The sequence below is a fragment of the Xanthomonas sp. WHRI 1810A genome, from assembly GCF_040202885.1.
GTDB lineage: Bacteria > Pseudomonadota > Gammaproteobacteria > Pseudomonadales > Pseudomonadaceae > Aquipseudomonas.
Map to the genome: position 1 here is coordinate 59,156 of NZ_JBEGED010000002.1, position 26,958 is coordinate 86,113.

Below are 26,958 nucleotides of genomic sequence, written 5' to 3' on the forward strand. Positions count from 1 at the left end.
AGTACCTACAGCTTGCGGCCCATTCGTTTTGTGATTCCCATTATTCCTGTTCCCTCCGACGTGCCCGACGCGGTGCCTGCGCGCCTCCCTGAAACTGAGACGCCCGCCCTTGTGACCGAGGCGGGCTACGTGGTCGCCGTGCGAGCGCTGTGCGAGTTCACGGCCAAGGTCGGCGATCTGGATCTGCGCTTTACCCCGTCGCCCACCGCCCAGGAAGGCATCGCCGGGCATCGCACCGTCGCCGCCCGGCGGGGCCCGGACTACCGCACCGAAGTCCCGCTGTCCGGGCATTACCACGCGTTGACCGTGCGGGGCAGGGCGGACGGTTACGACCCTGGGCTCAATCAGCTCGAAGAAGTGAAAACCTATCGCGGCGACCTGACCGCCATGCCCGCCAACCATCGCCAGTTGCATTGGGCCCAGGCCAAGATTTACGGCTGGCTGCTCTGCCAGCAACTGAACCTGGCCGACGTGCACGTGGCGCTGGTGTATTTCAACATCATCAATGAACAGGAAACCCTGATCCGCGAGCGCTTCAGTGCGGCGGAGCTGCAGGCGTTTTTCGAGCAGCAGTGCGCGGTCTTCCTCACCTGGGCACAGCAGGAAATGGCCCACCGCAAGGAGCGCGATGAGGTGCTCGCCAGTCTTAAATTTCCCCATGCGGGCTTTCGCACCGGGCAGCGGGTGCTGGCGGAAACGGTGTACAAGGCGGTCAGCACCGGCCGTTGCCTGATGGCCCAGGCGCCCACGGGGATCGGCAAGACCATCGGCACGGTGTTCCCGATGCTCAAGGCGGCGCCGATCCAGAAGCTGGACAAAATATTCTTTCTGACCGCCAAGACACCCGGCCGCAAGCTGGCGCTGGACGCCCTGAGCGTGATCGGCAAAAGCGCACCGGAGTTGACCCTGCGCGTGCTGGAACTGGTGGCCCGGGACAAGGCGTGCGAACACCTGGACAAAGCCTGCAACGGCGATTCCTGTCCGTTGGCCAAGGGTTTTTACGACCGACTACCCGCCGCCCGTAGCGAGGCCTTGATCAAACCGTGGCTGAATCAGGCCGGTTTGCGGGAGGTCGCGTTGCGCCATCAGGTGTGCCCGTACTACCTGAGCCAGGAGCTGGCGCGCTGGGTGGACGTGGTCATCGGCGACTACAACTACTATTTCGACCTGAGCGCCTTGCTGTTCGGCCTGAGCCAGTTCAATCAGTGGCGGGTCGCGGTGCTGGTGGACGAAGCGCACAACATGGTCGAACGCACGCGCTCGATGTACAGCGCCACGCTGGACCAGCACAGCCTGAACACCGTGCGCCAGCATGCCCCCGAGCCGCTGAAGAAACCTTTGCAACGGCTGCACCGCGAATGGAACGCGCTGCACAAGGAGCAGATCGCGCCGTATCAGGCTTATCCCGGTCTGCCGGCCAGGTTCCTGCTCTTGCTGAGCCAGTGCATCACGCTGTTCGGCGATTACTTCAACGAGCAGCCCCAGGCCGCCAACGGTGAACTGCAGGCGTTTTATTTCGAAGCCATCCAGTTCGGCAAGATCGCCGAGGTGTTCGACGAGCACTTCATTTTCGACATCAGCAAGCGCGAGTTCGGCAACAAGCCGGCGTTGTCCAGGTTGTGCCTGCGCAATGTGGTGCCGGCCGGGTTCGTGCGCCCGCGCCTGACCGCCGCACGCAGCACCGTGCTGTTTTCCGCCACCCTCAACCCGCGCCGCTACTACGCCGATCTGCTGGGGCTGCCGGACAACACCGCCTGGGTCGACGTCGAGTCGCCGTTCACCCGGGCGCAACTGGACGTGCACATCGTCAGCCGGATTTCCACGCGTTTCGTCCATCGCCAGGCCTCGCTGGCGCCCATCGTCGAGCTGATGGCCGAGCAATTTGCCGCGCGGCCGGGCAATTACCTGGCGTTCTTCAGCAGCTTCGATTACCTGCAACAGGTGGCTGAGCTGATGCAGCGCAATCACCCGGAACTGCCGATCTGGCAGCAATCCCGGGGCATGATCGAAGCCGACCGCCAGGGCTTTCTCGACCGCTTCACTCACAGCAGCCGCGGGATCGGCTTTGCGGTGCTGGGCGGCGCATTCGGTGAGGGGATCGATCTGCCGGGGGCACGCTTGATCGGCGCATTCATCGCCACGTTGGGGCTGGCGCAGATCAACCCGATCAACGAGCAACTCAAACAGCGCATGAACCTGTTGTTCGGCGACGGTTACGACTACACCTACTTGTACCCCGGTTTGCAGAAAGTGGTGCAGGCGGCGGGCAGGGTCATTCGCGGGCTGGACGATCAGGGGGTGGTGATGCTGATCGACGACCGCTTTGCCGAGCGCAAGGTGCAGCAGTTGCTGCCGACCTGGTGGGCGCTCTGACACGGCGTCGTCAGGTCTGTTTGCAGACCGCTCAAGCGTTTACGGATCGTTAGGCGAGCGGGGTGGTCAAACTGCCAGTAAACTGCCGCTATGTAGGCAATTTCCCAAATACGCTGTAGGTGCTTTCTCTTAGCGCCAAGCCTAATTCCCTTTTCCTCCATGGAGGTTTCGCATGAGTATCAGTCCATTCGCGGGCAAACTGGCGCCTGCAGAATTGCTGGTCGATATTCCCCGTCTGGTGACCGCGTACTACACCGGTCAGCCCGACGCCTCAGTGGCCACCCAGCGCGTGGCGTTCGGTACGTCCGGCCACCGGGGCAGCTCGTTCGAACTGAGCTTCAACGAGTGGCACGTGTTGGCCATCAGCCAGGCGATCTGCCTGTACCGCCAGGCCAAGGGCATCGACGGCCCGCTGTTTCTCGGTGCCGACACCCACGCGCTGTCGACCCCGGCCAGCGTCACGGCGCTGGAAGTCCTGGCCGCCAACGGCGTGCAAGTGATGATTTCCCAGGACGACGAATTCACCCCGACCCCTGCGGTGTCCCACGCGATCATTTGCTACAACCGGGGCCGCACGTCGGGCCTGGCCGACGGTATCGTCATCACGCCGTCGCACAACCCGCCCGAGAGTGGCGGCTTCAAGTACAACCCGCCCAATGGCGGCCCGGCCGATTCCGATGTCACCAAGTGGATCGAATCCAAGGCCAACGAATTGCTGGCCGAAAAAGTGCTGGGCGTGACCCGCATGAGCTACGAAAAAGCCCTGCGCGCCGACACCACCCACCGCCATGACTACGTCAACACCTACGTCGCTGACCTGAAAAACGTGATCGACATGGATGCCATCCGTGGCGCGAATCTGCGCCTGGGCGTCGACCCGCTGGGCGGCGCCGGTGTGCGTTACTGGTCCGCGATTGGCGAGCACTACGGCCTGAACCTGGACGTGGTGAACAAGCACGTGGACCCGACGTTCCGCTTCATGAGCGTCGACTGGGACGGCAAGATCCGCATGGACCCGTCGTCCAACTTTGCCATGCAGGGGCTGATCGGCCTCAAGGACCGTTACCAGGTCGCCTTCGCCTGCGACCCGGACCACGACCGCCACGGCATCGTGACCCCGACCGGTGGCCTGCTGGCGCCGAACAACTACCTGGCGGTGTCCATCGATTACCTGTTCCAGAACCGTCCGGACTGGCGCGCCGATGCGGCCGTGGGCAAGACCGTGGTCAGCAGCGGCATGATCGACCGGGTGACCCGGCGTCTGGGCCGCAAGCTGTATGAAGTGCCGGTGGGCTTCAAGTATTTTGCCCAGGGCCTGTACGAGGGCACCTTGGGCTTCGGCGGCGAAGAAAGCGCGGGCGCATCGTTCCTGCGTCGCGACGGCACGGTCTGGACCACCGACAAGGATGGCCTGATCCCGGCGCTGCTGGCCGCGGAAATCCGCGCGCGGAAAGGCCGCGACCCCAGTGAAATCTACGAAGCACTGACCGAAGAACTGGGCAAGCCGTATTCCACACGCGTCGAGGCCAAGGCCAATCCGGAGCAGAAAGCACTGTTGAGCAAGCTGTCGCCGGAGCAGGTGACATCCACCGAGCTGGCGGGTGAAGCGATCCAGAACATCCTCAGCAAGGCGCCGGGCAATGATCAGGCGATTGGCGGGTTGAAGGTCTCCACCGAGAACGGTTGGTTCGCGGCACGTCCGTCAGGCACCGAGGACATCTACAAGATCTACGCCGAAAGCTTCGTGGGCGAGGATCACCTCAAGCGCCTGGTGGAAGAAGCGCAGGTGTTGGTGGATAACGCCATCGCGCCACGCTGATACCATCCCGCATGAGGGTGGGGGGTGCATTGTGGGAGGGAGCTTGCTCGCGATAACGACCGTAAAGACGATAGAGATGTATCGAATGCACGGCCCATCGCGAGCAAGCTCCCTCCCACAAATCGGGCTCCCCACACGCTCAATAAAAAACCCCGCCTGCTCACACAGGTGGGGTTTTTTGTTGACTGCCCGGTGTCAGGTCACACCACATCCATCAAGACGATTTCGCTGTCTTCGATGGCCGTTACCCGCAGCGTACGCTCAGCTTCAACTGCAATACCGTCGCGGGCTTCGGCGCGCAGACCGTTCACGTCGATGACCCCGGTGGCGGGCACCAGGTACGCCCGGCGTCCCGCATCCAGCACGTACTCGGCGGTTTCACCGGCTTTCAGGTTGGCCGCCACCAGGCGGGCATTGACCCGGATGCGCAGTTCGATGTCGTCGTCGGCCCGGCCGCTGGCCAGGGTCACAAAGCCTTCGCGGTCGCCTTTCGGAAACGGCTTGGCGCCCCAGGACGGCGGTGCGCCCATTTCGTCCGGGATGACCCAGATCTGAAAGATGCGGGTTTCCTCGGACTCAAGGTTGTACTCGCTGTGGGCCACGCCGGTGCCCGCACTCATCACCTGCACGTCACCTTTTTCGGTACGGCCACGGTTGCCCAGGCTGTCTTCGTGGGTGATCGCGCCTTCACGCACATAAGTGATGATTTCCATGTCCCGGTGCGGGTGGCGCGGGAAACCGGTGCCGGCCTGGATCACGTCGTCGTTCCAGACGCGCAGGTTGCCCCAGTTCATGCGTTTGGGGTCGTAGTACTCGGCGAAGGAAAAGTGGTGATGCGCGTTCAACCAGCCGTGGTTGGCGCCGCCCAGGGTGTTGAAGGGTCTCAGTTGCAGCATGATATTTCCTCCAGAGCGGGGCCGGGTGGCTACAGGGAGCTACCCGCGCCGCTGAATGATGACGCATTGTCGATGGGTTAATGATTGATCAGATTCGTATCGATAAAAAGCGTAAGTTTTGTGTTAAATCAATCGGTTTTATAGATGCAATATTCGCTGGAGCGAGGCTTGCCCGCGAAGGCCATGGCCCGGTTTGCCTGATCGCTTGCGTTGCTGGTTTCGCGGACAAGCCTCGCTCCGACAGGTGCTGAAGCTGCGAGACTACGTGCACTTGATCGGCTAAACCCATGAGCAACAAGCATTTCGCTGGAGCTTGGCGGCGAATGAGGGGACCATAGCCGGCTCTCACGTTCACCCGCTGATATCTGGAGCCCGCGTGCCGCACGATCCTTCTGCCGAGCCCATCCACGAAATGCCCCCCGAATTGTCCACCCCTGAGCGCCTGCCGTTCTTCAAACGCCTGCTGGCCGGACTGATGGGCCGCAGCCTGTCGCGGTTGCAGGCGCAGCACGTGCCGTCCTGGCATCAGGGCCACGCCGACGGCTACCTCAACGGCCACATGGAAGGCATGAACGAAGGCTATGCCGAAGGGCATCTGGACGGGATCGAGGAGGGCCGTCAGGTGCTGGTGATCCGCGACACACGCCCGCAGGACCACCGCGGGCCGCAGACCGACAACCACCTGTTTGATGACTGGCGCCTGCCGCTCACCACTGAACTCAAAAAACGCATCAAGGCCGACGTGGCCCAGCACCTGCCGGCCCATGCGCAGCCCACCGCCGCGCAGTGGAAGATGATCTTCAGCGACACGCCGTCAACCTATGTCATCGCTGGCGCCGGGGCGGGCAAATCCACCTCGCTGGTGCTGCGGGTACTGCTGCTGCATCACTACCTGGGCTTCGAGCTGGATTCGATGACCGTGGTGACCTTCACCCGTGAGTCGCGCAAGGACTTCATCAACAAGCTCATCGAGGTCATGGCGTTGTGGGGGCGCAGCCTCAGCCTGCGAGACGCCCGCGAGGTGGTGCGAACCTTTCATTCGCGCATCCTGCCGCTGGTGCGCAGCCTGCCGGGGTTCGAGCAATTGCAGGCGTTCGAAAACCTCAGCAGCCAGTCCGGCAACCTGTTCGATGGGGGCGCCGACAGCAACCCGTTTGATCTGCGGATCAATGACGCCCAGCGCCAGCAGATGAATTTGTGCTATCGGGACCTGTACGCCAGCAACGAGCGCTTTCGGGAGGTCATTGCGCCGCTGTATCGCCACGCGCTGCAACTCAAGGAACTGGACCGCGACCACCCCGACGTGCAGAAACGCATCACCGTCATGGGTTTGTCCTCGAAACGGGATGAAGAACTGTGCGACGTGATTGAGGACTTGTGGATCCGCGCGGGCGCCTGGCCTATCCAGGGCATCGAACCTATGCGTAATGTTATTGAAATCAGCGGGTTGTCGTTCCATGTTCATGGCTATTCTCCGGCGCTGGACGCCTGGATTGTCCTCGGCTTCGACCCCAGCGAAGACCAGCACCTGCGCCGCCCGGATGCCAAGCTGCCGGTCTGGGCCGAATGGGTGATCAAGCGCACCCTGTTTCAAGCTTTCTGCCGCAAACCATTGATCTGGATCGAAAACTACCAGTCGTCCAAGGACTTTTTGCAGTCGTTGTCGGGTGCAGCCGTGGCCGGGCCGGGGTTTGACTACAAGGTCAATGGCGAACTGAGCGCGGCGCCGCTGCTGGACTGTTTCGTGGCGGCCGCCAGCTTCATCGAGAACCTGGGGCTGGACGTCCCGCTGGCGGTGTCGCAGATGAGCTTTCCCGAAGACGACCCGGACCGCTTTTTCTTCGAAGCCCTGAGCCTGTTCTGGAAAGCCTTCGAAGATCACTTGCTGGATCAGTCGCCGCCGGTCATGACCTACAACCGGATGTTTTCGCTGTTCGGCGAGCAGTCCCCGGAAAACCTTAGGCTGGTCAGCGATGAGGGCTTGCGTCCCCTCGCGCACCTGATGATCGATGAGTTTCAGGACGTCTCGCCGCAGATCGTCTCGTGGATTCGCGCCAGCCTGCGGGAGATCCGCCGCCGTGGACCGGCCCTGCACACCGGGCGTGGCGCACAGCGGTCTTCATTGCTGTGCGTGGGCGATGACTGGCAGTCGATCTATGGCTGGCGCGGCAGTTCGCCGAAATACTTCATGGAATTCGCCAGGGAGTTTTCGTCGCCGGCCACCACCAAAGTGATGCTCAGCGAGAACTTTCGCAGCCATCAGCACATCATCGACGCCGCCGAGCACATTGTCCGTGCAGCGCCTGCGATCCCCGGCAAGAAAGCCCGGGCCAGCGGGGCCGAACAGACGCTGCTGCCGGTGACCGTGCTGGACCGCGACGACGATCAACTGACGACCCGGCTGATCGAACACTACAACGCGGGCGACTCGGTGCTGTTGCTCTACCGCAAGGGCAGCGACAAAGCCAGGTTGCCCGAGGCCGTGCAGTCGCTGGCCGATGCCGATTACGCGCTGCCGGCGGCCGACCGACGCTTCAAGCAACTGACCTACCACAGCTCAAAGGGTCTGCAGGCCGATGCCGTGTTCCTGCTGGGCGATTGCCAGCACCTGACGCACTCGCCGTACAAGAATCAGGTGTACCTGCTGGCCGGGTTGGGCAAGGAGGGTGATCTGGAAGCGTTCGACAACGCGCAGAAGGATGAGGTGTTGCGCCTGGCCTATGTGGCGATCACCCGTGCGGTGCGGCACTGTTACTGGTACATCGACGCCAATGGCAAGGACGACGCCCACCTGCCCAGGGCCTCGGCGCGGATTGCCGGGGACAAAGCGTTTTTCGAGGATCAGCGCGGGGCGGTGGTGCAGGAGTAGCTCGGGAGTGATCCTTCCGGGAATACCCTATTGACTTCTGCCCTCCGGGCAGAATCAAAAGCGTGTCATGTGCCGACAGGCTCACGCCTGATTCAGATACACCGTCTGCGGCGGGACGAAGCTTTCGAGTTCAAGCTCGATGGCCTCGATGATGCGTTCCACGTCCAGGGCGTTCATTACCGTGGCGCAGGGAATGCCGGCGATGGCGATGACCGTTTCGCCACTGGCACGATCGAACAGGCGCGCAACCATGCTACTGGGTGCATCCATGTTGGCTTCAAATCCAACCGGATGGAAATGCCAGCGCATCAGTTGGCAGGCATTGGGGAAGGTGACTTTATTCATGGGGCCTACCTCGTTCAATCGAGCAATGCCAACGCTCCGCTGGGCAGGAAACCAGTCCCGTCACCCCTGATCGCACACAGCAGAATCAGGCCTGCAACGCCTTTGCCAGACCATGGCGACGCGTAAAATGCGCTGCGTTCATCGACGTGCGGGTAGACAGTCCTGTCAGACAGTAAAAGTAGCACCGACTTCTGACAGTTTGGAGAAAAATTTCCTACATAAGCGCGGTTTTTTTTAATCCCTTGATACGCGTCATGTTTTAAATCGGGTGAATCGTTTCATCTGCTTTATTCAGCGCTGTTTATCATCAGGCATGTGCCGTTATGGCGTCTGTTGGTGCACTTAAACATTCTCACGATAATCATCGCGCGTGAAATTAAAGTGAAAACTCCGTTATCTGGCGTTATTAGTTATAAATCAGATGCAGCAAACGTTTTCGGGTGGCAAGGAATTCATTATTGAACGCTTGTTTTAAAATACTGCACGTTGTTACTCAACGTACGTTCACGGCGGCCGATAGTACGCTCAGGTGCTCAAAGGTCTTGAGGCGTTAATGTAACTATCGCCCTGTCATCACAAAACAGCCCACTCGCGAACGCTCGGTAGTACTGAGGCTCGGACGCAAATAACGATAACTAATGAGGGTGTGTCCATGTCTATCAGAAGCATCAATGTCGCGCCGCGCGCGTTTCTGGGATTTGCGTTTATTGCGTTGCTGGTCGTGGGGCTCGGGATTTTCTCGATTAACCGGATGGTACTCATCCGCCAGGCGACCACGGAAATGGAAACCAATATGCTGCCCAGCGTCGGTTTGCTTGGCAACATGATGGAAAGTTCTCTGCGCCTGCGGATCACGTCGTTCCGCACCCTCGTCAACCGCGAACCTGCCAGCCTGAAGGAGACCGAAGGCCGCATTGCTGAGTTGATCGGTAAGTTGCAAGACGCAAAAAAACACTACGCCACTATCGACATGGGGGATGAGGAATCGGCTATTTTCAAACAGTTCGATACCACGCTGGCCACCTTCCTTCAGGTGCAGACCCAAGTGCTAGAGCTGTCGCGCCAAGATAAAACCGAAGACATGCGTACGTTGATTAACACCCGCATGAAAGAGGCGACTGATTTGATGGGTGTGCAGATCAATCAACTTATCAGCCTTAATAACCGAGAAGCCGCCAAGGCGGCGATTGAATCAAAACAGCAGTATGACAATGCACTGACAGGCGTGATCGGGGTTTCGGTTTTCGCGGTACTGCTGACCGTGCTCCTGGCCTGGCTGCTGACCAAAAGTATCGTCAACCCGCTGTCCAGAGCGCTGCGTGCGGCGCAAGACATTGCATCGGGCAACCTGACGCGACCGATTACCGTAGACGGCAACGATGAACCGACGCGGTTGCTGGAAGCGCTGGTGGCGATGCAAACCAACCTGCGCCAGACCATCGCACTGATTTCCGGGTCGTCGACGCAGCTGGCATCCGCCGCTGAAGAACTCAACGCGGTGACGGAGGAGTCTTCCAAGGGGCTTCAGCAGCAGAACAACGAAATTGAACAAGCTGCCACGGCGGTCAACGAGCTGACGGCAGCGGTGGAAGAAGTGGCACGCAACGCGGTCTCCACCTCCGACGCCTCCCGGCAGTCCACCGACACGGCGCGTCAGGGGCGCGATCGGGTGGTCGATACGGTCAAATCCATCGAATCCATGGCCACCGAAATTCAGGCGACGTCCGGCCTGGTGCAAGGGTTGGCAGAGCAGGGCCGGGACATCGGCAAAGTGCTGGACGTGATCCGCTCCATCGCCGAGCAGACCAACCTGCTGGCCTTGAACGCGGCCATTGAGGCGGCCCGGGCAGGCGAGGCGGGGCGCGGCTTTGCGGTGGTGGCCGACGAAGTGCGGGCGCTGGCCCATCGCACGGCGCAATCGACCCAGGAAATCGAGCAGATGGTCGCGGGCATCCAGACCCGCACCGGTGAAGCAGTACAGTCGATGGTCAAAAACACCGACCGCACCCACAGCACCCTGAGCCTGGCCAACGCGGCCGGGGATGCGCTGGAACTGATCACCGAAGCCATCGCCCAGATCAACGAACGCAACCTGGTGATCGCCAGCGCGTCCGAAGAGCAGGCGCAGGTGTCGCGGGAAGTGGACCGCAATCTGGTGAACATTCGCGACCTGTCCACTCAATCCGCCGCCGGGGCCAACCAGACCAGCGCCGCCAGCCATGAGCTGTCACGCCTGGCCGTGGACCTGAATGCGCTGGTGACGCGCTTTGTGATCTGAGCCAGCGCGCTTTTGGCAGGCGCTTCCGAGCCACGGAGGGCTGCGATTGCGGTCCAGTCAAGCATATTGCTTTGTCTGGACCAGGGCCGCTTCGCAGCCCATCGCGGGCAAGCCTCGCTCCTACGCCCTCCGGGCAGAAGCAGATTGCAGGCCTTGTGATCGCGCCCACGCCCTTTGGGCAGAAGCAGATTGCTGTGCTCGTGATCGCTCCCACGCCCTTTGGGCAGAAGCAGAGCGCGATGCTCGTGATCGCTCCCACGCCCTTTGGGCAGAAGCAGAGTGCGGTGCTCCTGATCATGCCCACGCTCTGCGTGGGCATGCCGTGACTGACGCTCCGCGTCCGGGCTTTTGATTCTGGCCGAAGGCCGTGGGCGTCCAGCTTGCTGACGATCTGGCGCGCAGCGGCAGTAAACCTGTGCGTGCGGTGCGTCAGGCGAATCAGGATTGCGGCACCTTTTAGCGGCTGTACGGGTCAGCTGTCATACGAACTCCCATCAGCCGCCATCCTTCGGAGCATCCCCTCATGAGCACGCCCTACGCCACCACCGCCCCCAGCCGTGACGAGATCAACGCGTTACCCGGCACCAGCGTCATCGAGTTCGGCACCGACTGGTGCGGCCATTGCAAGGCTGCGCAACCCCTGATCGCCGAAGTCTTCGCCGACTTCCCCAACGTGCGCCACGTGAAAATCGAAGACGGCAGCGGCCGCCCGCTGGGTCGCTCGTTCCGCGTCAAACTGTGGCCGACCCTGATCTTCTTCCGCGACGGCCAGGAAGTCGCGCGGCTGGTGCGGCCCACCGATGTGAGCCTGATAGAAGAGGCTTTCGAGACGCTTGTTCAGGAGGGGTGAAGCGTTGAGCGTTTCGGTCAGGCCGCTTTCGTCCAGATAAAAATTCAAAGGGAAGTCCATTTCCTTCGGGCAAAAAAATAGCCCCTCGAAAGGAGCTAAGGATGTAAGTGGCGGGCCCTGAAGCCGGCTGCGCTTAGAGCGTGCTTACGATGCGCCTGCAAGCGGCGCTTCGCGGTGATTCAGGATTTACCCACCTGCGGAAACGGAAGCTACCGGATTTTAAATTCGCGTCAACCCACTGTTACAAGTGTGTCAAGCCGGGCAGGGCAGCCTTATCTCCCCGTCTTACGCCAGGCATGGAATGGACCCGCTTTTGCATACCGCTTCACCACCCCCCTCAAAGAACCTGATGCCCATGACTGACACCACCATGCCAAGCGCATTGCGTTTCATGCTGGCTGCGCGCCGCAGCGAGTTGCAGGGGCTGGAAGGGCTGGCGCAGACCTGCGAGCTGGTGACGCGGATCGGTGAGCTGGTGCATGCGCTGCAACGCGAACGCGGGTATTCCAATCTGTTTCTGGGCAGCCAGACCGCCGCGCACCTGGCCCAGCTCAATGCCTTGACCGACGAAGCCAAAGTCATCGAGCGCCACGTGGTGGAGCGCTTCGAGGGCATTGATCTGGAGGCGGCGAGTGCGTCGGACCGTGCCCGCCTGTTCAACCGCCTGGCGTACGTGATGCACGGGCTGGATGAACTGCCACGCCTGCGCCGGCGTATCCGCGACCACCTGCTGACACCGCTGGACGCCACGGCGGCGCTGAGTCGCCTGATCGGCGGACTGCTGGCGGTGGTCTTCGAAGCGGCGGACACGGCCATCGATCCGGTGACCACCCGGGTGCTGGTCGCGATGTTCAATTTCATGCAGGGCAAGGAGTTGGCCGGGCAGGAGCGGGCCGCCGGTGTGACAGGATTTGCGGCCGGTTATTTCGACCCGCCGTTGCGTGACCGCATCGCGCACCTGGCCCACAGCCAGGAGCGCTGCTTCCAGACGTTTGCCGAGTTTACCGACGCTGCAGGGCTAGGCCTCTGGCGTGCGCTGCAGGCCAGTGACACGTTCGGCCACGTCATCCAGCTGCGCGGCGTGGCGCTCAAGACCTGCGAGACGGCCAAGGTCGACTCGACCCTGTCGCAGCTGTGGTTCGAACTCAACACCCAGCGCATCGATGCCATGCGCGAGGTCGAAGTGCACCTGGCTGCCGTGCTGCTGGACACCTGCCAGACCAGCATCAAGCAGGCCCGGGCCGACCTGGACAATCACCGCGCGCTGCTCAATCGGCTGGTCAGCCTCGAATCGGCCGGCGGCGTCGATCAAGCGCTGCTGTTCAACATTCAGGCGCTGGACCTGGACAGCGCCCCCCAGGACGGCCTCGGTCATCACTTGGGTCGCTCGGTGCTGGACCTGCTGCACTCCCAGACCCAGCAGCTGCTGAGTGCCAACGACGAGCGCGACGAAGCGCGCGAAGCCCTGAGCGAACGCAAGCTGGTGGAGCGGGCCAAGCGCCTGTTGATGGACGAACACCGGCTGAGTGAGAGCGAGGCCTACGAGCGACTGCGGGTCTCGGCCATGGAGCGCGGCCAACGTATGGTGGACGTCGCCCAGACCCTGCTGGCGTTCGCTGCCGGGCGCCCGACCCCGCGCAAACGCAAGTGACCGCTGGCTGCACTTGCGCTGCGCAAGACTGTGATCAGTCGCCCCACATCTGTGCGCTCACCCCGCCAGCATTGCCTGCTGAAACCTGCGGCGAATCAAACCCGATAACCGACGCACCGTGCCCTGCAGCTCATGCCAGTCGATGTGGCATGCAAACTGCTTTGAGCTAAGCGCAGGCCGGCCATCCCGGGATGGACACATCGGCCCCGCAGCGAATTCCGGACAACGGCGTCCACTCTCTCATCAGGCCAGGCCTTGAGAGCGTGTACGCCGTTTTTTTATGCGCGCTTCTCAGGGGATCGACGATGGACGAACAGCCAGTAATCGCAGGACATGACGAGCACGATGCGCAACGCCGGTCCTTTCTGAAAAAATCGGCGAGCGTGCTGGGCGCGGGTGCCGCGTTGAGCATCCTGCCGCCCGGCCTGCAATCGGCGGTCTGGGCGGCGGGTACCGACGGTGTCGAAACCACCTCCGCCAAACTGGGCTTCATTGCCCTGACCGACGCTGCGCCGCTGTTTGTGGCAGACGAAAAAGGGCTGTTCGCCAAGTACGGCATGACCGGCGTTGAAGTGCTCAAGCAATCGTCGTGGGGCACCACCCGTGACAACCTGGTGCTGGGTTCGGCGCGCAACGGCATCGATGGCGGGCACATTCTCACGCCCATGCCGTACCTGATCTCGGCGGGCAAGGTCACGCCGAACAATCAGCCGGTGCCGATGTACATCCTCGCCCGGCTGAACTTGGCGGGTCAGTGCATTTCGGTGGGGAATGAGTACGCGGACCTCAAGGTGGGCGTGGATGCCGCGCCGTTCAAGACCGCACTGGCGGCGCGCAAGGCCGCGGGCAAGCCGGTCAGCGCCGCGATGACCTTTCCCGGCGGCACCCACGACCTGTGGTTGCGTTACTGGCTGGCTGCGGGGGGGATCGATCCGAACAAAGACCTGTCGACCATCGTCGTGCCGCCGCCGCAGATGGTGGCCAACATGAAGGTCGGCAGCATGGACAGCTTCTGCGTCTGCGAGCCGTGGAACGCGCAGTTGATCAACCAGAAGATCGGCTACACCGCCAACACCACCGGCGAGCTGTGGAACAACCACCCGGAAAAGGCGCTGGCACTGCGCGCCGATTACGTCGACGCCAACCCCAATGCCGCCAAGGCGTTGCTCAAGGCGGTGATGGAGGCGCAGATGTTCTGTGACAAACCGGAGAACCGAGACGAAGTCGCGCAGATCTGCGCCAAGCGTCGCTGGATCAACGCCCCCTACGACGACATCGTCGACCGCATGAAGGGCAAGTTCGATTACGGCACCGGCAAAGTGGTGGAGAACAGCCCGTTCATGATGCGCTACTGGAGCGAGTTCGCCTCCTACCCGTTCAAGAGCCATGACTTGTGGTTCCTCACCGAGAACAAGCGCTGGGGTTATCTGCCGCAAGACTTCGACAGCCAGGCGCTGATCGACAAGGTCAATCGCGAAGACATCTGGCGCACGGCAGCGGCGGAGTTGAACGTCCCGGCCGCGCAGATCCCGACGTCCACGTCGCGGGGCATTGAAACCTTCTTCGACGGCAAGACCTTCGACCCGCAAAACCCGCAAGCCTACCTCGACAGCCAGACCATCAAAGCCCTCGCCTGATGGCGGCCCTCGGTTCGGGAGAACAGCATGAACGCAGACGTTAAACCCCTGAAAGCCGCCGCACGGGTGGACCTGTCATCGACCGCCAGCCGCTGGCCGGCGCGGATCAAGGGCGTGCGCCAGTTCGTGGTGCAAAGCCTGCTGCCGCCGCTGGTGGTGGCGGCGCTGTTGCTGCTGGTCTGGCAGGTGCTGTGCAGCGGGCCCGGCTCCGCGCTGCCGCCACCGACCCAAGTGATCAAGGACACCTGGGAGTTGATCGTCGATCCGTTCTACGACAACGGCGGCAACGACAAGGGCATGGCCTGGCAACTGCTGGCCAGCCTGCAACGGGTGGCGTACGGCTACGTGCTGGCGGTGCTCGCCGGGATCAGCCTCGGCGTGCTGGTGGGGCAATCGACCTGGGCGATGCGCGCCCTGGACCCGCTGTTCCAGATACTGCGCACGGTGCCGCCCCTGGCCTGGCTGCCGTTGTCCCTGGCAGGCTTCAAGGACAGCCATCCTTCGGCGATCTTCGTGATTTTCATCACCGCGATCTGGCCGATCATCATCAACACCTCGGTGGGGGTGCGCAACATCCCCGAGGACTACCGCAACGTGGCCAAGGTGCTGCGCCTCAATGGCGTCGAGTACTTCTGCAAAATCATGCTGCCGGCCGCGGCGCCGTACATTTTCTCCGGGCTGCGGATCGGCGTCGGGCTGTCCTGGCTGGCGATCATCGCGGCCGAGATGCTGATCGGCGGCGTCGGCATCGGGTTCTTCATCTGGGACGCCTGGAACGCCTCGCGCATCAGCGACATCATTCTGGCGCTGATCTACGTGGGCATCGTCGGCTTCATGCTGGACCGGCTGGTGGCCTTCATCGGCCATCTGGTCACGCGCGGCACTTCGGCCAGTTAAGGAGCACGGACATGATTTCCAACAGCCCATCACGGCAATACCTGAGCATCGAAAAGGTCGACAAGCGCTTCGAGCGCGACGGCGTGTCCAGCCAGGTGCTGCGCAACATCAACCTGGACGTGGAGCGGGGCGAGTACATTTCCATTATCGGCCATTCGGGATGCGGCAAGTCCACGGTGCTGAACATCGTGGCGGGGCTGATCGATTCCAGCAGCGGCGCGGTGATCCTCGACGGCAAGGAAGTCCGCTCGCCGGGGCCGGACCGCAGCCTGGTGTTCCAGAACCATTCCCTGCTGCCGTGGCTGACGGTTTACGAAAACGTATCGCTGGCCGTGAACAAGGTGTTCAAGCACAGCAAATCCAAGGCGCAGCGGCACGAGTGGGTGCTGCGCAATCTTGAGCTGGTGAGCATGACCCACGCGCTGCACAAACGGCCCAGCGAGATCTCCGGCGGCATGAAACAGCGGGTCGGCATCGCCCGGGCCCTGGCGATGCAGCCCAAAGTGCTGCTGCTGGACGAGCCGTTCGGCGCCCTGGACGCGCTGACCCGGGCGCATTTGCAGGACGAGGTGATGCGAATTCAGATGGAGCTCAAGAACACCGTGATGATGATCACCCACGACGTGGACGAGGCGGTGTTGCTGTCCGACCGCATCGTGATGATGACCAACGGCCCGTCAGCAACGATCGGCGAGATCCTCAAAATCGACCTGCCACGCCCCCGCAACCGCATCGCCCTGGCCGATGACCCCCTGTACAGCCGGTATCGCCACGAAGTGCTGAGCTTTTTGTACGAGAAGCACCGGAAGGTCGAAACGGCAAGCTAACGCGTTATTTGCAGGAGCGCGCTTGCCCGCGAATGCGGTGGGTCATGCAACCTTGTGCCGTCTGACACGCCGCCATCGCGGGCAAGCGCGCTCCTACAATGTGTGGCGGGGTGTCAGGGAGTTCATATCTCAGCCTTCGCGGGCAAGCCTCGCTCCAACGGATACGCCAATGTCGTGTAGGCGCTGCCGAAGGCTGCGATGACGGTGGGTCAGGTCACCCGAATCCCTGCCTCACGCGTCCTCTCTGTAGGAGCGCGCTTGCCCGCGAATGCGGTGGGTCATTCAACGCTGAGTCGTCAGACACCACGCCGGGTCTGTGGGAGGGAGCTTGCTCGCGATGGGGCCGGTACATCCGACACATTCTCGGGGACACGATGGCGAATCGCGAGCAGGCTCCCTCCCACAATGGCGGACCCTCATTTTGGGGGGGGCAGGGCGAATCGCGGTGCATCAACCCCCGGTCATGTTCATGAACCGCACCACTTGCACGTCGTCGTTGATTTCGAAGTTGTGCTGGTAGGGCTTGAGTTTCATGGCGTCGATGATGGCTTTTTCGAGCTTTTCCGGGTGGCCGGGGTTGGCGCGCAGCACGGCCTTGAGGTCCATCGAGTGCTCGTTGCCCAGGCACAGCAGCAAACGGCCCTCGACGGTCACACGCACCCGGTTGCAGGTGGCGCAGAAGTTATGGCTGTGGGGTGAGATGAAGCCGATGCGGATATCCGGTGCTTCGGCCACGCGCCAGTAGCGCGACGGGCCCTGGGTCGATTCGGTGGAGTTGATCAGGGTGAATCGCTCGGCAATCCGCTCGCGCACCCGGTCGCTGGAGAAAAACGACTCGGCGCGGCTGTGTTCGCTGATGACACCCAACGGCATCTCTTCGATGAACGTGATGTCCAGCTTGCGCTCGATGGCGAAGGCCACCAGGTCGTTGATCTCGTGATCGTTGCGACCCTGCATCACCACGCAGTTGAGCTTGGTGTGCACGAAACCCGCAGCATTGGCCGCATCGATCCCGGCGATGACCTTGGCCAGATCGCCGGTGCGGGTCAGTTCCTTGAAGCGCGCCGGATCAAGGCTGTCCAGGCTGATGTTCAAGCGGTTCAGCCCGGCGTCGAACAGCGGCTGCGCCAGTTTGTCCAGCTGCGAGCCGTTGGTGGTCATGCACAGTTCACGCAGGCCGGGCAGGGCGGCGATGCGCTTGCACAGGCCGACAATCCCGGCGCGTACCAGCGGCTCACCGCCGGTGAGGCGAATCTTCTTGGTGCCCAGGGCGACGAAGCGCTCGGCCACCTGCTCGATCTCTTCCAGGGAAAGGATCTGCTGGCGCGGCAAAAATGTCATCTCTTCGGCCATGCAGTAGACACAGCGGAAGTCACAGCGATCCGTCACGGAAATCCGTACGTAATCGACCTTGCGTGCAAACCCGTCCAATAACACTCGTTCTGACATTTGATGCTCTCGAAGCCACATGGGCAGCGCCGCGTCGTCAGGACGCCGCTGCCCGAAGGCTTACATTTTTTGAATTTCGCTGGCGGAAGTCACTGTGTCGCCGTGGTTGGAAACCGCGGACTGCAAGACGTTCGAATAAGATACGTAATACGCCAAACCGACAAATATTGCACCGCCCACCGCATTGCCCAGGAACACCGCGACGAAGTTTTCAGCAAACTGAGCCCAAGTCAGGGCGTCGGCGAAAATCGCGGCAGGGATGATGAACATGTTAGCGACCACGTGCTGGAAACCTATAGCGACAAAGGCCATGACCGGGAACCACATGGCAAGCACCTTGCCCGCCACGTCCTTGCTGGCGTAGGACAACCACACCGCCAGGCACACCAGCCAGTTGCAGCCGATCCCGGAAATGAACGCGTGTTCGAAGTCGGCGTTGACCTTGGCGGTCGCGATGGCAACGGTCTTGTTGAGAAACGCACCTTCGGTCAACCCCAGCACGTGGCCGAAAAACCAGGCGACGAACAGGGCGCCGAGCAGATTGGAAAGGGTCACCAGCCCCCAGTTGCGGGCGACGGCACTCAGGGTGATGCGTCGGGCAAACATCGCGGTGGGCAGGCTCATCATATTGCCGGTCAGCAATTCGCCACCGGCCAGCACCACCAGGATCAGACCGATCGGAAACACGGCGGCGCCCAGCAGGTTGCCCAGCGAAGCCCAGGGGGCGGGGATCATGGTGCTGACGTGAATGTCCAGCAGAAAGCCGATGGCAATGAACGCCCCGGCCAGGAAGCCCAGCACCATGACTGCGGTCGCGGGAAGATGGGATTTCTTGACGCCGGCTTCGATGGTGATGTCGGCGATCTGTTGAGGTGTGTTGACGGACATGGACAGGGCTCGGACGCAGTGGCGAACGTACGACCTTGGGTCGAGCGGTCCGCGAAGGGGAGTGGGCAAGAATCCGGTCTTGTTGCGCGATCCTGTGAGTGCACAGGACGGCTTGTCCCTGAATGCTAAGCAAGCTACCTATCCCGCCGTAGAGCGTCAAATTGCTTGTTCCGATGATGTGATCGACAGTGTCTATGGGAAGCCGATGGACATCTACAGAACTTCTCAAAATAAAACCGATCTTTAAAGGGACCATTGGTCGCACCCCTTGTCCAAAGGCCGATTGCCAGTGTTGCTGGCTATCCTGAATCATGGCTCCGGGCGCGATACCACTGCTGTTTGCTCCCTCGTAATCTTCCACCGATGGCGCGTGAGTGTGCACATCGCTCAATGCCCGAATTAGCGCGAACCCTTTTCCATGACTGAAATTCCCGCCCCGTTACCCCTTGATGAAGCGCGTCGGATTCAGGCGTTGAAACGCTCGGCGATCCTCGACAGCCTCCCTGAACAGGCCTTCGACGACATCGTCGCCCTGGCCACCCGCCTGTGTGATGCGCCTATCGGGCTGGTCTCGCTGGTAGACAACGAGCGTCAATGGTTCAAGGCCTGTATCGGCCTGCCGGTGAGCCAGACCCACCGGGACCTGGCGTTCTGCGCCTACGCGATTCTGGAGCCCGACACCTTGCTGGTGGTCGAAGACGCCACCCTTGACCCGCGCTTCAGCAGCAACCCCCTGGTGCTGGGCGAACCCTTCATTCGTTTCTATGCGGGTGCGCCGATCATCACCGATGACGGCCACGCCTTGGGCACGGTGTGCGTCATCGACAACCAGCCGCGAACCCTGAACCAAGGGCAGCTCGACGCGCTGCAGGCCCTGGCGCGGCAGACCGCTGCGTTGTTGCAGCTGCGCGAACTCAGTGCCCAGCGCGACCAGGAGGCCCGGCACCTCAGCCTGCAAGTCATCGCCGCCCTGGCCGATGACAACACCGCCCACGCCCGCCTGCGACAGAACCAGCGCATCGCCTCCATCGGGCAGCTCACCAGCGGCATCGCCCACGACTTCAACAACCTGCTCCAGGCCATCAGCTCCAGCTTCCAGTTCGTCGAGCGCAAGGCGCAGCAGCCGGACGTGGTGAAACGCTGGGCTCAGGTCGGGTTGCAGGCCGTGGACAAAGGCGCGGCCCTGATCAGCCGTTTGCTGGCGTTTTCCCGGGAGACGCAGCCGACGCTGCAGGCGCTCAATATCTGTGAACAACTGGCGAGCATCGAAATGATGCTGGGCCGGGTGTTGGGGCCCGACATCGTGCTGGAGTTCGATCTGGCGCGGGCGCCGGGGACGGTGCTGTGCGACGCGACCCAGCTGGAGTCGGCGGTGTTCAACATGTTGATCAACGCTCGGGACGCCATGCAGGGCCGTGGCCGGATTCGCGTGTCCACGCGCCTGGTCGACGCCCACGAGAGCGGGGGAGACGGGCAGTACGTCGAATTGCTGGTCACCGACACCGGTCCCGGCATGCCGGATACCGTGCGCGAACAAGTCTTTCAGCCGTTCTTCACCACCAAGAAGCTGGGCGAAGGCACCGGGCTCGGGTTGTCCCAGGTCTATGGCTTCGCGATCCAGACCGGCGGCTCGGCCTCGGTGTCCTGCGGTGAGACTTCCGGCACCTCGGTACGCTTGCTGCTTAAAGTCAATGATCGCGTCGATGACGCGCGCAGTCAGATCCAGGCCGAGGCCAACACCGGGTCCGTGACCTGCCAGGCCAAAGTCCTGCTGGTGGATGACGACGACACGCTGCGTGAGGCCCTGGCTCAGTTACTGATGGACGTCGGTTATCAGGTGCACGCGGTCGGCACCGGGTTTGCCGCCGTGCAGGCGCTGGAACACACCTGCCCGGACATCGTGATCACCGACTGCCTGATGCGGGATCTGGGGGGCGCCGTGCTGGCCAAGGTGATCAAGCAGATTCGACCGGACCTGCCGGTGCTGTTCATGTCCGGGGCTGCCGACCGCAGTGCATTGATTAGCGAAACGGTACGCGACGAGTTGCTGGTGCAAAAACCGGTCAGCCTCGACAGCCTGCTGATCAAGATTGAGCAGCAACTGCCCAGCCACATGAGCACCGGGCTGCGGCTATAAGCTGCGAGGCCCGGTGCGGCCTCAGTCGTCGCGGTTCACGGCGTTGCTGCGTTCGTAACGTTCCAGCAGCGGCTGAATACTCACCCCGTGCAGCAGAATACTCAGCGCCACCACCGACAGCGTCATGCTGATGGTGGTGTGCACCGCGTTCGCTGGCAGCCCATGGGCCAGGGCGTAGCACAGGTAATACAGGGTGCCGATGCCGCGAATCCCGAACCAGCTGACCAGGGCTTTCTGCGGCACGTTCATCAAGCGCTTGCTGACCAGCACCCAGACGCTGAGCGGACGGATGATGCAAAACAGCACCAATCCCAGCCCGATGGCCTGCCAGTCCCAATACAGCGACAACGCCGCGCCCAGCAGGGTGATCAGCAGCACTTCCATCGAGCGCTCCACCAGCCCGCCGAAGGCCAGCATGTCGCCCATCATTACGCCGGCCGCCAGCTGGGTATCGCTCAGGTCTTCGGTGGTGGCGAGGGCGGTTTCCGGGTCGGCGTGCATGTGGCCCAGCACCGGTTTGGCCACGTGCTCGGAAGGCAGCTCGGATTGGGTGACCTGCGCTTCGGCCTGACGCAAGCCCAGGCCGGCGGCGAACACCGACAAAAAGCCGAACGCGCCCAGGCCTTCGGCGATTACATAAGACATGGCAATCAAGGCCAAGGCCAGGAAGTCATTGGGTGAGGAGGTGCTGTCGGCATTCTTGATGCGCAGGTAAATCATCAGATGCCCGACACCACGGCCCAGGCCGTAGCCCAGCAGCAAGCCCACCGGCACGCCCCAGACAATGTTCTTCAGCAGCCAGCCCTGCACCCAGTCGAAATTGCCGTCGTGCATGCCCAGAAACGCCAGGGCGAAAATCACGAAAGGGAAGGCGGTGCCGTCGTTCATCCCGGCCTCGCCTGACAGGCCGAACCTGACCCGGTCGAAATCCTGCGCGTTGTTGACCTGCACCAACCCGGCCAGCACCGGGTCGGTTGGCGACAGCATCGCCCCCAGCAGCAACGAAATGCCCCAGGAAATCCCCAGCAGGTAGTGCGCCGCCAGACAGGTGCCCAGGATCGTCAGCAGCATCACCGGGCCGGCCAGCAGATACGCCGCGGCCCACGCTTTGCTGTTGAACGGCAGGCGCAGTTTGATCCCGGTGCTGAACAGCGAGAACAACACCGCAACTTCAGTCAGGCGTTCCAGCCATTCAAAGGAGGTGCGCACGTCTAGCTTCATCACGTCCAGCCCCATGGGGCCGATGGCGAAACCGAACGCCAGGCACACCGCCGAAGTGGTCACCGGCAGCCAGCGCAAGTAAGAGGACGTCAGTGCGAGCAGCATCAACAAGACGCCGAGCACAGTCATGCAAAGAATAAAGCTCATTGGGCCTCGATATGCGTGGGGGGTGCCTCGTTCTGTGTGTGACTGCCTCGTGACGGGATAGTTGAGACAATTTGTTGCGGCGGGGTGACGCAGCCAGATAACGCGTCCGACGGTGGGTCACTGTTGGAGCGAGGCTTGCCCGCGAAGGGTGTCCAGACGCTGGAAATGTATCGCCCGTGCCGGCTTCTTCGCGGGCAAGCCTCGCTCCAACAGGTCATCCACGGTTGGACGCTGGGCCGATGTTGTGCTGATCGTCCCACGCTCTGCGTGGTAACGCCGCCCCTGACGCTCCGCGTCCCGGCCGTGACGCGGAGCGTCTTTGAATGCATGCCCAGGCGGAGCGTGGGAACGATCAATGCCGGTTGCCGGAACCCGCAGCGGCGCATTCAGCACGATCTGTGGGAGGGAGCTTGCTCGCGAGTGGATGTTCGACACGCAGACGATGTGTCGGCTGTACCGGCCTCATCGCGAGCAAGCGCCCTCCCACGGTTGGACGCTGGGCCGAGGTTGTCGACCGACCGTCGGGTGCGACGCCACGGGGTTAAAGAACCGCTGCAGCAGGTCGATGGAGGCTAGGTAAGCCTCTGTTGCGGAACGCTTTCCGGACAGGGCCACAGGGAGGTGGCGGTGTTTTCAGCCTCCGGGTTTTTTCCGGAGACAGCGGTCCTTTCCCGGCGAGATTCCCCGTATGTCCAAATCCCTTAAATTCCAGATTCTGGCGTTGCTCAGCGCAAGCCTGGTGCTGGTGCTGTTGATTGCGCTGGCGTGTTTTCATTTTCTGTCCAGCAACGTGCAGGCGTATCGCGGGCTGCTGGACGGGCCCTTGCAGGGCTCGCAACTGATCGACCAGGCCAACCTGCAGTTCAAGGTGCAGGTCCAGGAATGGAAGAACGTGTTGCTGCGCGGCAAGCTGCCTGCCGACCGCGACAAGTTCTGGGGCCAGTTCGAAGAGCAGGAGCGCGCGGTCCAGGCGACCCTCGGACAGCTGAGTGGCGTGCAGGGCATCGACCCGGCGCTCAAGACCCGCATTGAACGTCTCAAAGAAGAACACCGCACCCTCGGCACCGCCTACCGCAAGGGCCGTGATGCCTTCGTCGCCGCCAACGGTGACCCGGTGGCCGGGGATCAGGCGGTCAAGGGCGTGGACCGCGCCGCCAGCGAGCAGATGACCGAACTGGTGACCGAGCTGCGCAAGCAAAGTGACCAACAATCGATAGCCATCAGCGCCGCCGCTGATCGCACCATCCTGCTGGGCACGGTGGTCATGCTCGCATCCGCCTTGCTGGTGGGCTTGCTCACGCTGTGGGTGGTCAACCGCAACATCGTCGGCCCGATCCGCATGCTGATCGAGTACGTCGCGCAATTGAGTGAAGGCAAGTTCAGCGAGCGCGTCAGCATCAACCGCCGGGATGAATTGGGGCGCCTGGCTGTGGCCGCCAACACCTTGCGCGATTTTCTCGCCGACACCTTCACCCGCCTCAAGCGCAGCACCACCGACCTGGACAGCGCCGGCGGCGAGCTCAACGCCATCGCCGCGCTGATGGCCCAGGGCACGCTGGAGCAGTTCGAACGCACCGATCAGGTGGCCACCGCGATGAACGAGATGTCGGCCACCGCGCAGGAAGTCGCGCGCCATGCGGCCGAAGCCTCCCAGGCGGCAGACGAAGCGGATCGCTGTTCCCAGGAAGGCGACAAGGTGATGGGCGCGACCATTTCCGCCATCAACCAGACCCGCAATGAAATCAGCAACACCGCCGAGGTCATCCGCCGTCTGGAAACCGACAGCGGGCGCATCGGCAAAGTGCTGGAAGTGATTCGCGGGATCGCCGAGCAGACCAACCTGCTGGCGTTGAACGCGGCCATTGAAGCGGCGCGGGCAGGGGATGCCGGGCGTGGTTTCGCGGTGGTGGCCGATGAGGTCCGCACCCTGGCCCAGCGCACGGCGGCGTCCACCGCTGAAATCAATCAGATCATCCACTCGGTGCAGACCGGTGCCACCGATGCCGCCCTGGCCATCGAAAACGGCCAGGCCCGCAGCCAGGAAAGTGTCGACCAAGTGGCGCTGGCCGGCAGCTCGCTGCAGCGCATCACCGCCGCGGTGGAATCGATCCGCGACATGAACCGCCAGATCGCCACGGCGGCCGAGGAGCAGACGTCGGTGGCCGAAGACATTTCGCGCAACCTCACGGAAATCACCGCCATCGCCACCACCAACCAGGACAACGTCACCCGCACCCAGGTCGCCAGCGGCAACCTGCATCAGTTGTCGGTAGGGCTCAATGACGTGATATCGAGGTTGAGTGCTTAAAAGCGCCTCCGGCAGCTGCCCTGATCTGTTGGAGCGAGGCTTGCCCGCGAATGGCCAGTGACGACTATGCAAATGTGTCGCTGGAACAACGATTCGCGGGCAAGCCTCGCTCCAACCGGTTATTCGTCATTCATCACATGCTGTGTAAAGACCAACGCTTTTAATCCGCCCTCCGGCTCCGCATCCGGAAACTCCGGCGGGTTGTCCAGCCGCTGCACGAATCGCAGGCTCGGGGCCTCGCGCTCCACGCCTTCGATGAGGAAACTGGCACTCATGGCCGGGTCGTTCATGCAGGCCAGCACCGTGCCATCGGCGGTCAGCAATTCCGGCAGTTTGCGCAGCACCCGCTGGTAATCCTTGGTCAGCAGAAAGCTGCCTTTCTGGAACGACGGCGGGTCGATGATCACCAGATCGTACGGGCCCGTACTCTTGACCTTGCCCCAGGATTTGAACAGCTCGTGGCCGAGAAAGCTGACCTGGCTCAGGTCATGGCCATTGAGCCGGTGGTTGTCGCGACCTCGACTCAAGGCCGCGCGGGACATGTCCAGGTTGACCACCGATTGCGCGCCGCCCTCGATCGCTGCCACCGAAAAGCCGCAGGTGTAGGCAAACAGGTTCAATACCCGCTTGCCCTGGGCATTGGCCCGGACCCAGTCGCGGCCGTAGCGCATGTCGAGGAACAGCCCGGAGTTCTGTTTTTTGCCGAAATCCACGAGGTACCGCAGACCGCCTTCGCTCAGGGTCCATTCATCGATGTGCTCGCCGGCCAGCCATTCGGTGGTGCTGTCGGGCAGATAACGATGCTGCAGCAGCAGGGTGTGTGCGCCCGAGGTCGACCACGCCTCGGATCCGATGATCTGCTTGAGTAGGTCGTTCAGCGCCTGCAACTCGGCCTCGGCCGGCGCCTTGAACAGCGACACCAGCACCACCCCCTGCATCCAGTCCACGGTCAGTTGCTCCAGCCCGGGCCAGCAACGGCCCCGGCCGTGGAACACACGGCGGGTTTCTTCAGGCGGGTGTTGCAGGGCGTTCATCAGATGGGCGTGCAGGGTGGCGAGAGCGTCAGGGTTCATTCGGCAGGGTCGGCAAGGGGAGTGGCCGGCATTTTAATCGCATTTGCAGGACTGGCGCTGGACTGCGTCCGCGTCTCCGGCACCGCCAGCCACAACAGCACGAACGCGACCGCCGCAATCGCGGCCAAGGTCAGGAACGCGGCGCTGTAGCCCGCCCGCTGAATCACCAGTCCGGCCAGGCCGTTGCTCAACGCTGCGCCCAGGCCAAACACCGTCGAAATCGCCCCCAGGCTGACATTGAAACGTCCGGTGCCCGCCGTCAGGTCCTTCACCACCAGCGGCAGCAGCGCGCCAAACGCCCCGGCGCCGATGCCGTCGAGCAACTGCACCGACACCAGCCACCACGGGTTGTCCGACAGCACATACAGCACGCCGCGCAACGGCAAAATGATGAAACCGGACAGCAACAGCGGCTTGCGCCCCCAATCATCGGCTTTTGCACCCACCAGCCAGGCCACCGGGACCATGACCAGTTGCGCGGCGACGATGCAGGCCGACGTCAGCGGCGTGGCCAGGCTCATGTCGATCTGTGACAGCTTCTGACTCACAAGAGGCAGCATGGCGGCGTTCGCCAGGTGAAACAGCCCGCAGCACACGGCAAACACCAGCAGCGGCTGGTTGCCCAGCAGCACGCGGACGCCCGAAGGTTGCTCGCCGGTGTCCTTGTGCGCCGGGTCGAAGCCCCGTGCGACCTCGTGATCGATGGCATCCCCTGACACGAAGGCCACGGCGACGATGCTGGCCACGGCCATGAACGCCATCAGGTAAAACACCGCAACCGGGCCGAACATCCAGGAGAAGACGCCGGCCAGCAGCGCCGCGACGGCATTGCCCGCGTGGTTCCAGGTTTCGTTGCGGCCGGTGCGGCGGGTAAAAGCCTTGGGTCCGGTGATGCCCAAGGAAATGGCAGCAATGGCCGGGGCGAACACGGAGCCGGCAATGGCGCTGATGGACTGGGTGATCGCCACCCAGGTGAACGAGTGGATGAAGGGCAGCACCAGGCAACCTGCTGTCACCAACAGTGCGGCGAGGGCGACGATCAGGCGTTTGCTCTTGGAACGGTCGATCAGGGCGCCGGCCGGGGTTTGCGTGACCAGTGCGGCGATGCCGGCCAGGGTCATCACCAGGCCGATGCTGGCCGGGTCCCATTTGTGCACCGCCAGCAGGTAGATCGCCAGGTACGGCCCCAGGCCGTCGCGCACGTCGGCGAGGAAAAAATTGAGGCCGTCCAGGGACAGGTTGTTGCGTCGATCTGCAGGGGTGTCTTGTCTGTTCAAGGCCGGTGCCGCCCAA

18 protein-coding genes are annotated in these 26,958 nt (G+C 62.4%); 11 read left to right on the plus strand and 7 right to left on the minus strand.

Annotation, left to right across the window (positions count from 1 at the left end; all coding sequences use genetic code 11):
- Positions 1-129: 129 nt before the first annotated feature.
- Both ABQX22_RS03565 and pgm read left to right on the plus strand, forming a co-directional pair.
- A complete protein-coding gene (locus ABQX22_RS03565) occupies positions 130-2,373 on the plus strand; it encodes an ATP-dependent DNA helicase (RefSeq protein ID WP_349796547.1) in 2,244 nt (747 codons plus the stop codon).
- Between the two features lie 172 nt (positions 2,374-2,545).
- Positions 2,546-4,192, plus strand: coding sequence for a phosphoglucomutase (alpha-D-glucose-1,6-bisphosphate-dependent) (pgm, locus tag ABQX22_RS03570; RefSeq protein ID WP_349796549.1), 1,647 nt, complete (start codon positions 2,546-2,548; stop codon positions 4,190-4,192).
- Between the two features lie 200 nt (positions 4,193-4,392).
- On the opposite strand, the gene ABQX22_RS03575 is transcribed toward pgm, so the two are convergent.
- Positions 4,393-5,088, minus strand: a complete 696-nt coding sequence (locus tag ABQX22_RS03575) for a pirin family protein (RefSeq protein ID WP_349796551.1) — start codon at positions 5,086-5,088, stop codon at positions 4,393-4,395.
- A 376-nt stretch (positions 5,089-5,464) separates the two neighbouring features.
- On the opposite strand from ABQX22_RS03575, the gene ABQX22_RS03580 reads away from it, so the two are divergent.
- Positions 5,465-7,957: a UvrD-helicase domain-containing protein gene (locus ABQX22_RS03580; protein WP_349796553.1), complete on the plus strand. Its 2,493-nt coding sequence runs from the start codon at positions 5,465-5,467 to the stop codon at positions 7,955-7,957.
- Positions 7,958-8,038: 81 nt separating this feature from the next.
- Here the strand turns inward: ABQX22_RS03580 and ABQX22_RS03585 are convergent, their stop codons facing one another.
- Positions 8,039-8,302, minus strand: coding sequence for a DUF1652 domain-containing protein (locus tag ABQX22_RS03585; RefSeq protein ID WP_349796555.1), 264 nt, complete (start codon positions 8,300-8,302; stop codon positions 8,039-8,041).
- 652 nt (positions 8,303-8,954) lie between these two features.
- Between ABQX22_RS03585 and ABQX22_RS03590 the strand changes: the two genes are divergently transcribed.
- The 6 genes from ABQX22_RS03590 (at position 8,955) to ABQX22_RS03615 (ending at position 16,442) form a co-directional block, all read left to right on the plus strand.
- Positions 8,955-10,580 carry a methyl-accepting chemotaxis protein gene (locus tag ABQX22_RS03590; RefSeq protein WP_349796557.1) on the plus strand — a complete coding sequence of 542 codons (1,626 nt, stop codon included), beginning with the start codon at positions 8,955-8,957 and terminating at the stop codon, positions 10,578-10,580.
- Positions 10,581-11,103: 523 nt separating this feature from the next.
- Positions 11,104-11,430 carry a thioredoxin family protein gene (locus tag ABQX22_RS03595; protein WP_349796559.1) on the plus strand — a complete coding sequence of 109 codons (327 nt, stop codon included), beginning with the start codon at positions 11,104-11,106 and terminating at the stop codon, positions 11,428-11,430.
- A 355-nt stretch (positions 11,431-11,785) separates the two neighbouring features.
- The gene (locus ABQX22_RS03600; RefSeq protein WP_349796561.1) at positions 11,786-13,081 is read left to right on the plus strand and encodes a nitrate- and nitrite sensing domain-containing protein; all 1,296 of its coding nucleotides are present in this window, start codon (positions 11,786-11,788) and stop codon (positions 13,079-13,081) included.
- 305 nt (positions 13,082-13,386) lie between these two features.
- The gene (locus tag ABQX22_RS03605; protein WP_349796563.1) at positions 13,387-14,718 is read left to right on the plus strand and encodes a CmpA/NrtA family ABC transporter substrate-binding protein; all 1,332 of its coding nucleotides are present in this window, start codon (positions 13,387-13,389) and stop codon (positions 14,716-14,718) included.
- Positions 14,719-14,745: 27 nt separating this feature from the next.
- Complete coding sequence (gene ntrB / locus ABQX22_RS03610; RefSeq protein ID WP_349796565.1) at positions 14,746-15,615, plus strand: nitrate ABC transporter permease; 870 nt, start codon at positions 14,746-14,748, stop codon at positions 15,613-15,615.
- 11 nt (positions 15,616-15,626) lie between these two features.
- Positions 15,627-16,442 carry an ABC transporter ATP-binding protein gene (locus ABQX22_RS03615; RefSeq protein WP_349796567.1) on the plus strand — a complete coding sequence of 272 codons (816 nt, stop codon included), beginning with the start codon at positions 15,627-15,629 and terminating at the stop codon, positions 16,440-16,442.
- Positions 16,443-16,892: 450 nt separating this feature from the next.
- Here the strand turns inward: ABQX22_RS03615 and moaA are convergent, their stop codons facing one another.
- Both moaA and ABQX22_RS03625 read right to left on the minus strand, forming a co-directional pair.
- Entirely contained in the window at positions 16,893-17,891 is a 999-nt protein-coding gene (gene moaA / locus ABQX22_RS03620; RefSeq protein ID WP_349796569.1) for a GTP 3',8-cyclase MoaA, read from the minus strand.
- A gap of 60 nt (positions 17,892-17,951) precedes the next feature.
- A complete protein-coding gene (locus ABQX22_RS03625) occupies positions 17,952-18,779 on the minus strand; it encodes a formate/nitrite transporter family protein (protein WP_349796571.1) in 828 nt (275 codons plus the stop codon).
- Positions 18,780-19,197: 418 nt separating this feature from the next.
- Here ABQX22_RS03625 and ABQX22_RS03630 point away from each other — a divergent pair, with 418 nt between their 5' ends.
- Complete coding sequence (locus ABQX22_RS03630; protein WP_349796573.1) at positions 19,198-20,916, plus strand: ATP-binding protein; 1,719 nt, start codon at positions 19,198-19,200, stop codon at positions 20,914-20,916.
- A gap of 21 nt (positions 20,917-20,937) precedes the next feature.
- On the opposite strand, the gene ABQX22_RS03635 is transcribed toward ABQX22_RS03630, so the two are convergent.
- On the minus strand, positions 20,938-22,284 hold the full coding sequence (locus ABQX22_RS03635) for a cation:proton antiporter (protein WP_349796575.1): 1,347 nt from the start codon (positions 22,282-22,284) through the stop codon (positions 20,938-20,940).
- A gap of 688 nt (positions 22,285-22,972) precedes the next feature.
- On the opposite strand from ABQX22_RS03635, the gene ABQX22_RS03640 reads away from it, so the two are divergent.
- Positions 22,973-24,592: a methyl-accepting chemotaxis protein gene (locus ABQX22_RS03640; RefSeq protein WP_349796577.1), complete on the plus strand. Its 1,620-nt coding sequence runs from the start codon at positions 22,973-22,975 to the stop codon at positions 24,590-24,592.
- Positions 24,593-24,711: 119 nt separating this feature from the next.
- Here the strand turns inward: ABQX22_RS03640 and ABQX22_RS03645 are convergent, their stop codons facing one another.
- Both ABQX22_RS03645 and ABQX22_RS03650 read right to left on the minus strand, forming a co-directional pair.
- Positions 24,712-25,665: a class I SAM-dependent methyltransferase gene (locus ABQX22_RS03645; RefSeq protein WP_349796579.1), complete on the minus strand. Its 954-nt coding sequence runs from the start codon at positions 25,663-25,665 to the stop codon at positions 24,712-24,714.
- Positions 25,662-26,942, minus strand: a complete 1,281-nt coding sequence (locus ABQX22_RS03650) for an MFS transporter (protein WP_349796581.1) — start codon at positions 26,940-26,942, stop codon at positions 25,662-25,664. Before ABQX22_RS03650 ends, ABQX22_RS03645 begins: the two co-directional genes overlap by 4 nt.
- Between the last annotated feature and the right edge of the window lie 16 nt (positions 26,943-26,958).

Excerpts from the sequence above, each read along its gene's own strand:
- pgm (WP_349796549.1), top strand. The coding sequence starts at position 2,546 with ATGAGTATCAGTCCATTCGCGGGCAAACTGGCGCCTGCAGAATTGCTG.
- ABQX22_RS03575 (WP_349796551.1), bottom strand. The coding sequence starts at position 5,088 with ATGCTGCAACTGAGACCCTTCAACACCCTGGGCGGCGCCAACCACGGC.
- ABQX22_RS03585 (WP_349796555.1), bottom strand. The coding sequence starts at position 8,302 with ATGAATAAAGTCACCTTCCCCAATGCCTGCCAACTGATGCGCTGGCAT.
- ABQX22_RS03590 (WP_349796557.1), top strand. The coding sequence starts at position 8,955 with ATGTCTATCAGAAGCATCAATGTCGCGCCGCGCGCGTTTCTGGGATTT.
- ABQX22_RS03595 (WP_349796559.1), top strand. The coding sequence starts at position 11,104 with ATGAGCACGCCCTACGCCACCACCGCCCCCAGCCGTGACGAGATCAAC.
- ABQX22_RS03600 (WP_349796561.1), top strand. The coding sequence starts at position 11,786 with ATGACTGACACCACCATGCCAAGCGCATTGCGTTTCATGCTGGCTGCG.
- ABQX22_RS03605 (WP_349796563.1), top strand. The coding sequence starts at position 13,387 with ATGGACGAACAGCCAGTAATCGCAGGACATGACGAGCACGATGCGCAA.
- ntrB (WP_349796565.1), top strand. The coding sequence starts at position 14,746 with ATGAACGCAGACGTTAAACCCCTGAAAGCCGCCGCACGGGTGGACCTG.
- ABQX22_RS03615 (WP_349796567.1), top strand. The coding sequence starts at position 15,627 with ATGATTTCCAACAGCCCATCACGGCAATACCTGAGCATCGAAAAGGTC.
- moaA (WP_349796569.1), bottom strand. The coding sequence starts at position 17,891 with ATGTCAGAACGAGTGTTATTGGACGGGTTTGCACGCAAGGTCGATTAC.
- ABQX22_RS03625 (WP_349796571.1), bottom strand. The coding sequence starts at position 18,779 with ATGTCCGTCAACACACCTCAACAGATCGCCGACATCACCATCGAAGCC.
- ABQX22_RS03630 (WP_349796573.1), top strand. The coding sequence starts at position 19,198 with ATGACTGAAATTCCCGCCCCGTTACCCCTTGATGAAGCGCGTCGGATT.
- ABQX22_RS03635 (WP_349796575.1), bottom strand. The coding sequence starts at position 22,284 with ATGAGCTTTATTCTTTGCATGACTGTGCTCGGCGTCTTGTTGATGCTG.
- ABQX22_RS03640 (WP_349796577.1), top strand. The coding sequence starts at position 22,973 with ATGTCCAAATCCCTTAAATTCCAGATTCTGGCGTTGCTCAGCGCAAGC.
- ABQX22_RS03645 (WP_349796579.1), bottom strand. The coding sequence starts at position 25,665 with ATGAACCCTGACGCTCTCGCCACCCTGCACGCCCATCTGATGAACGCC.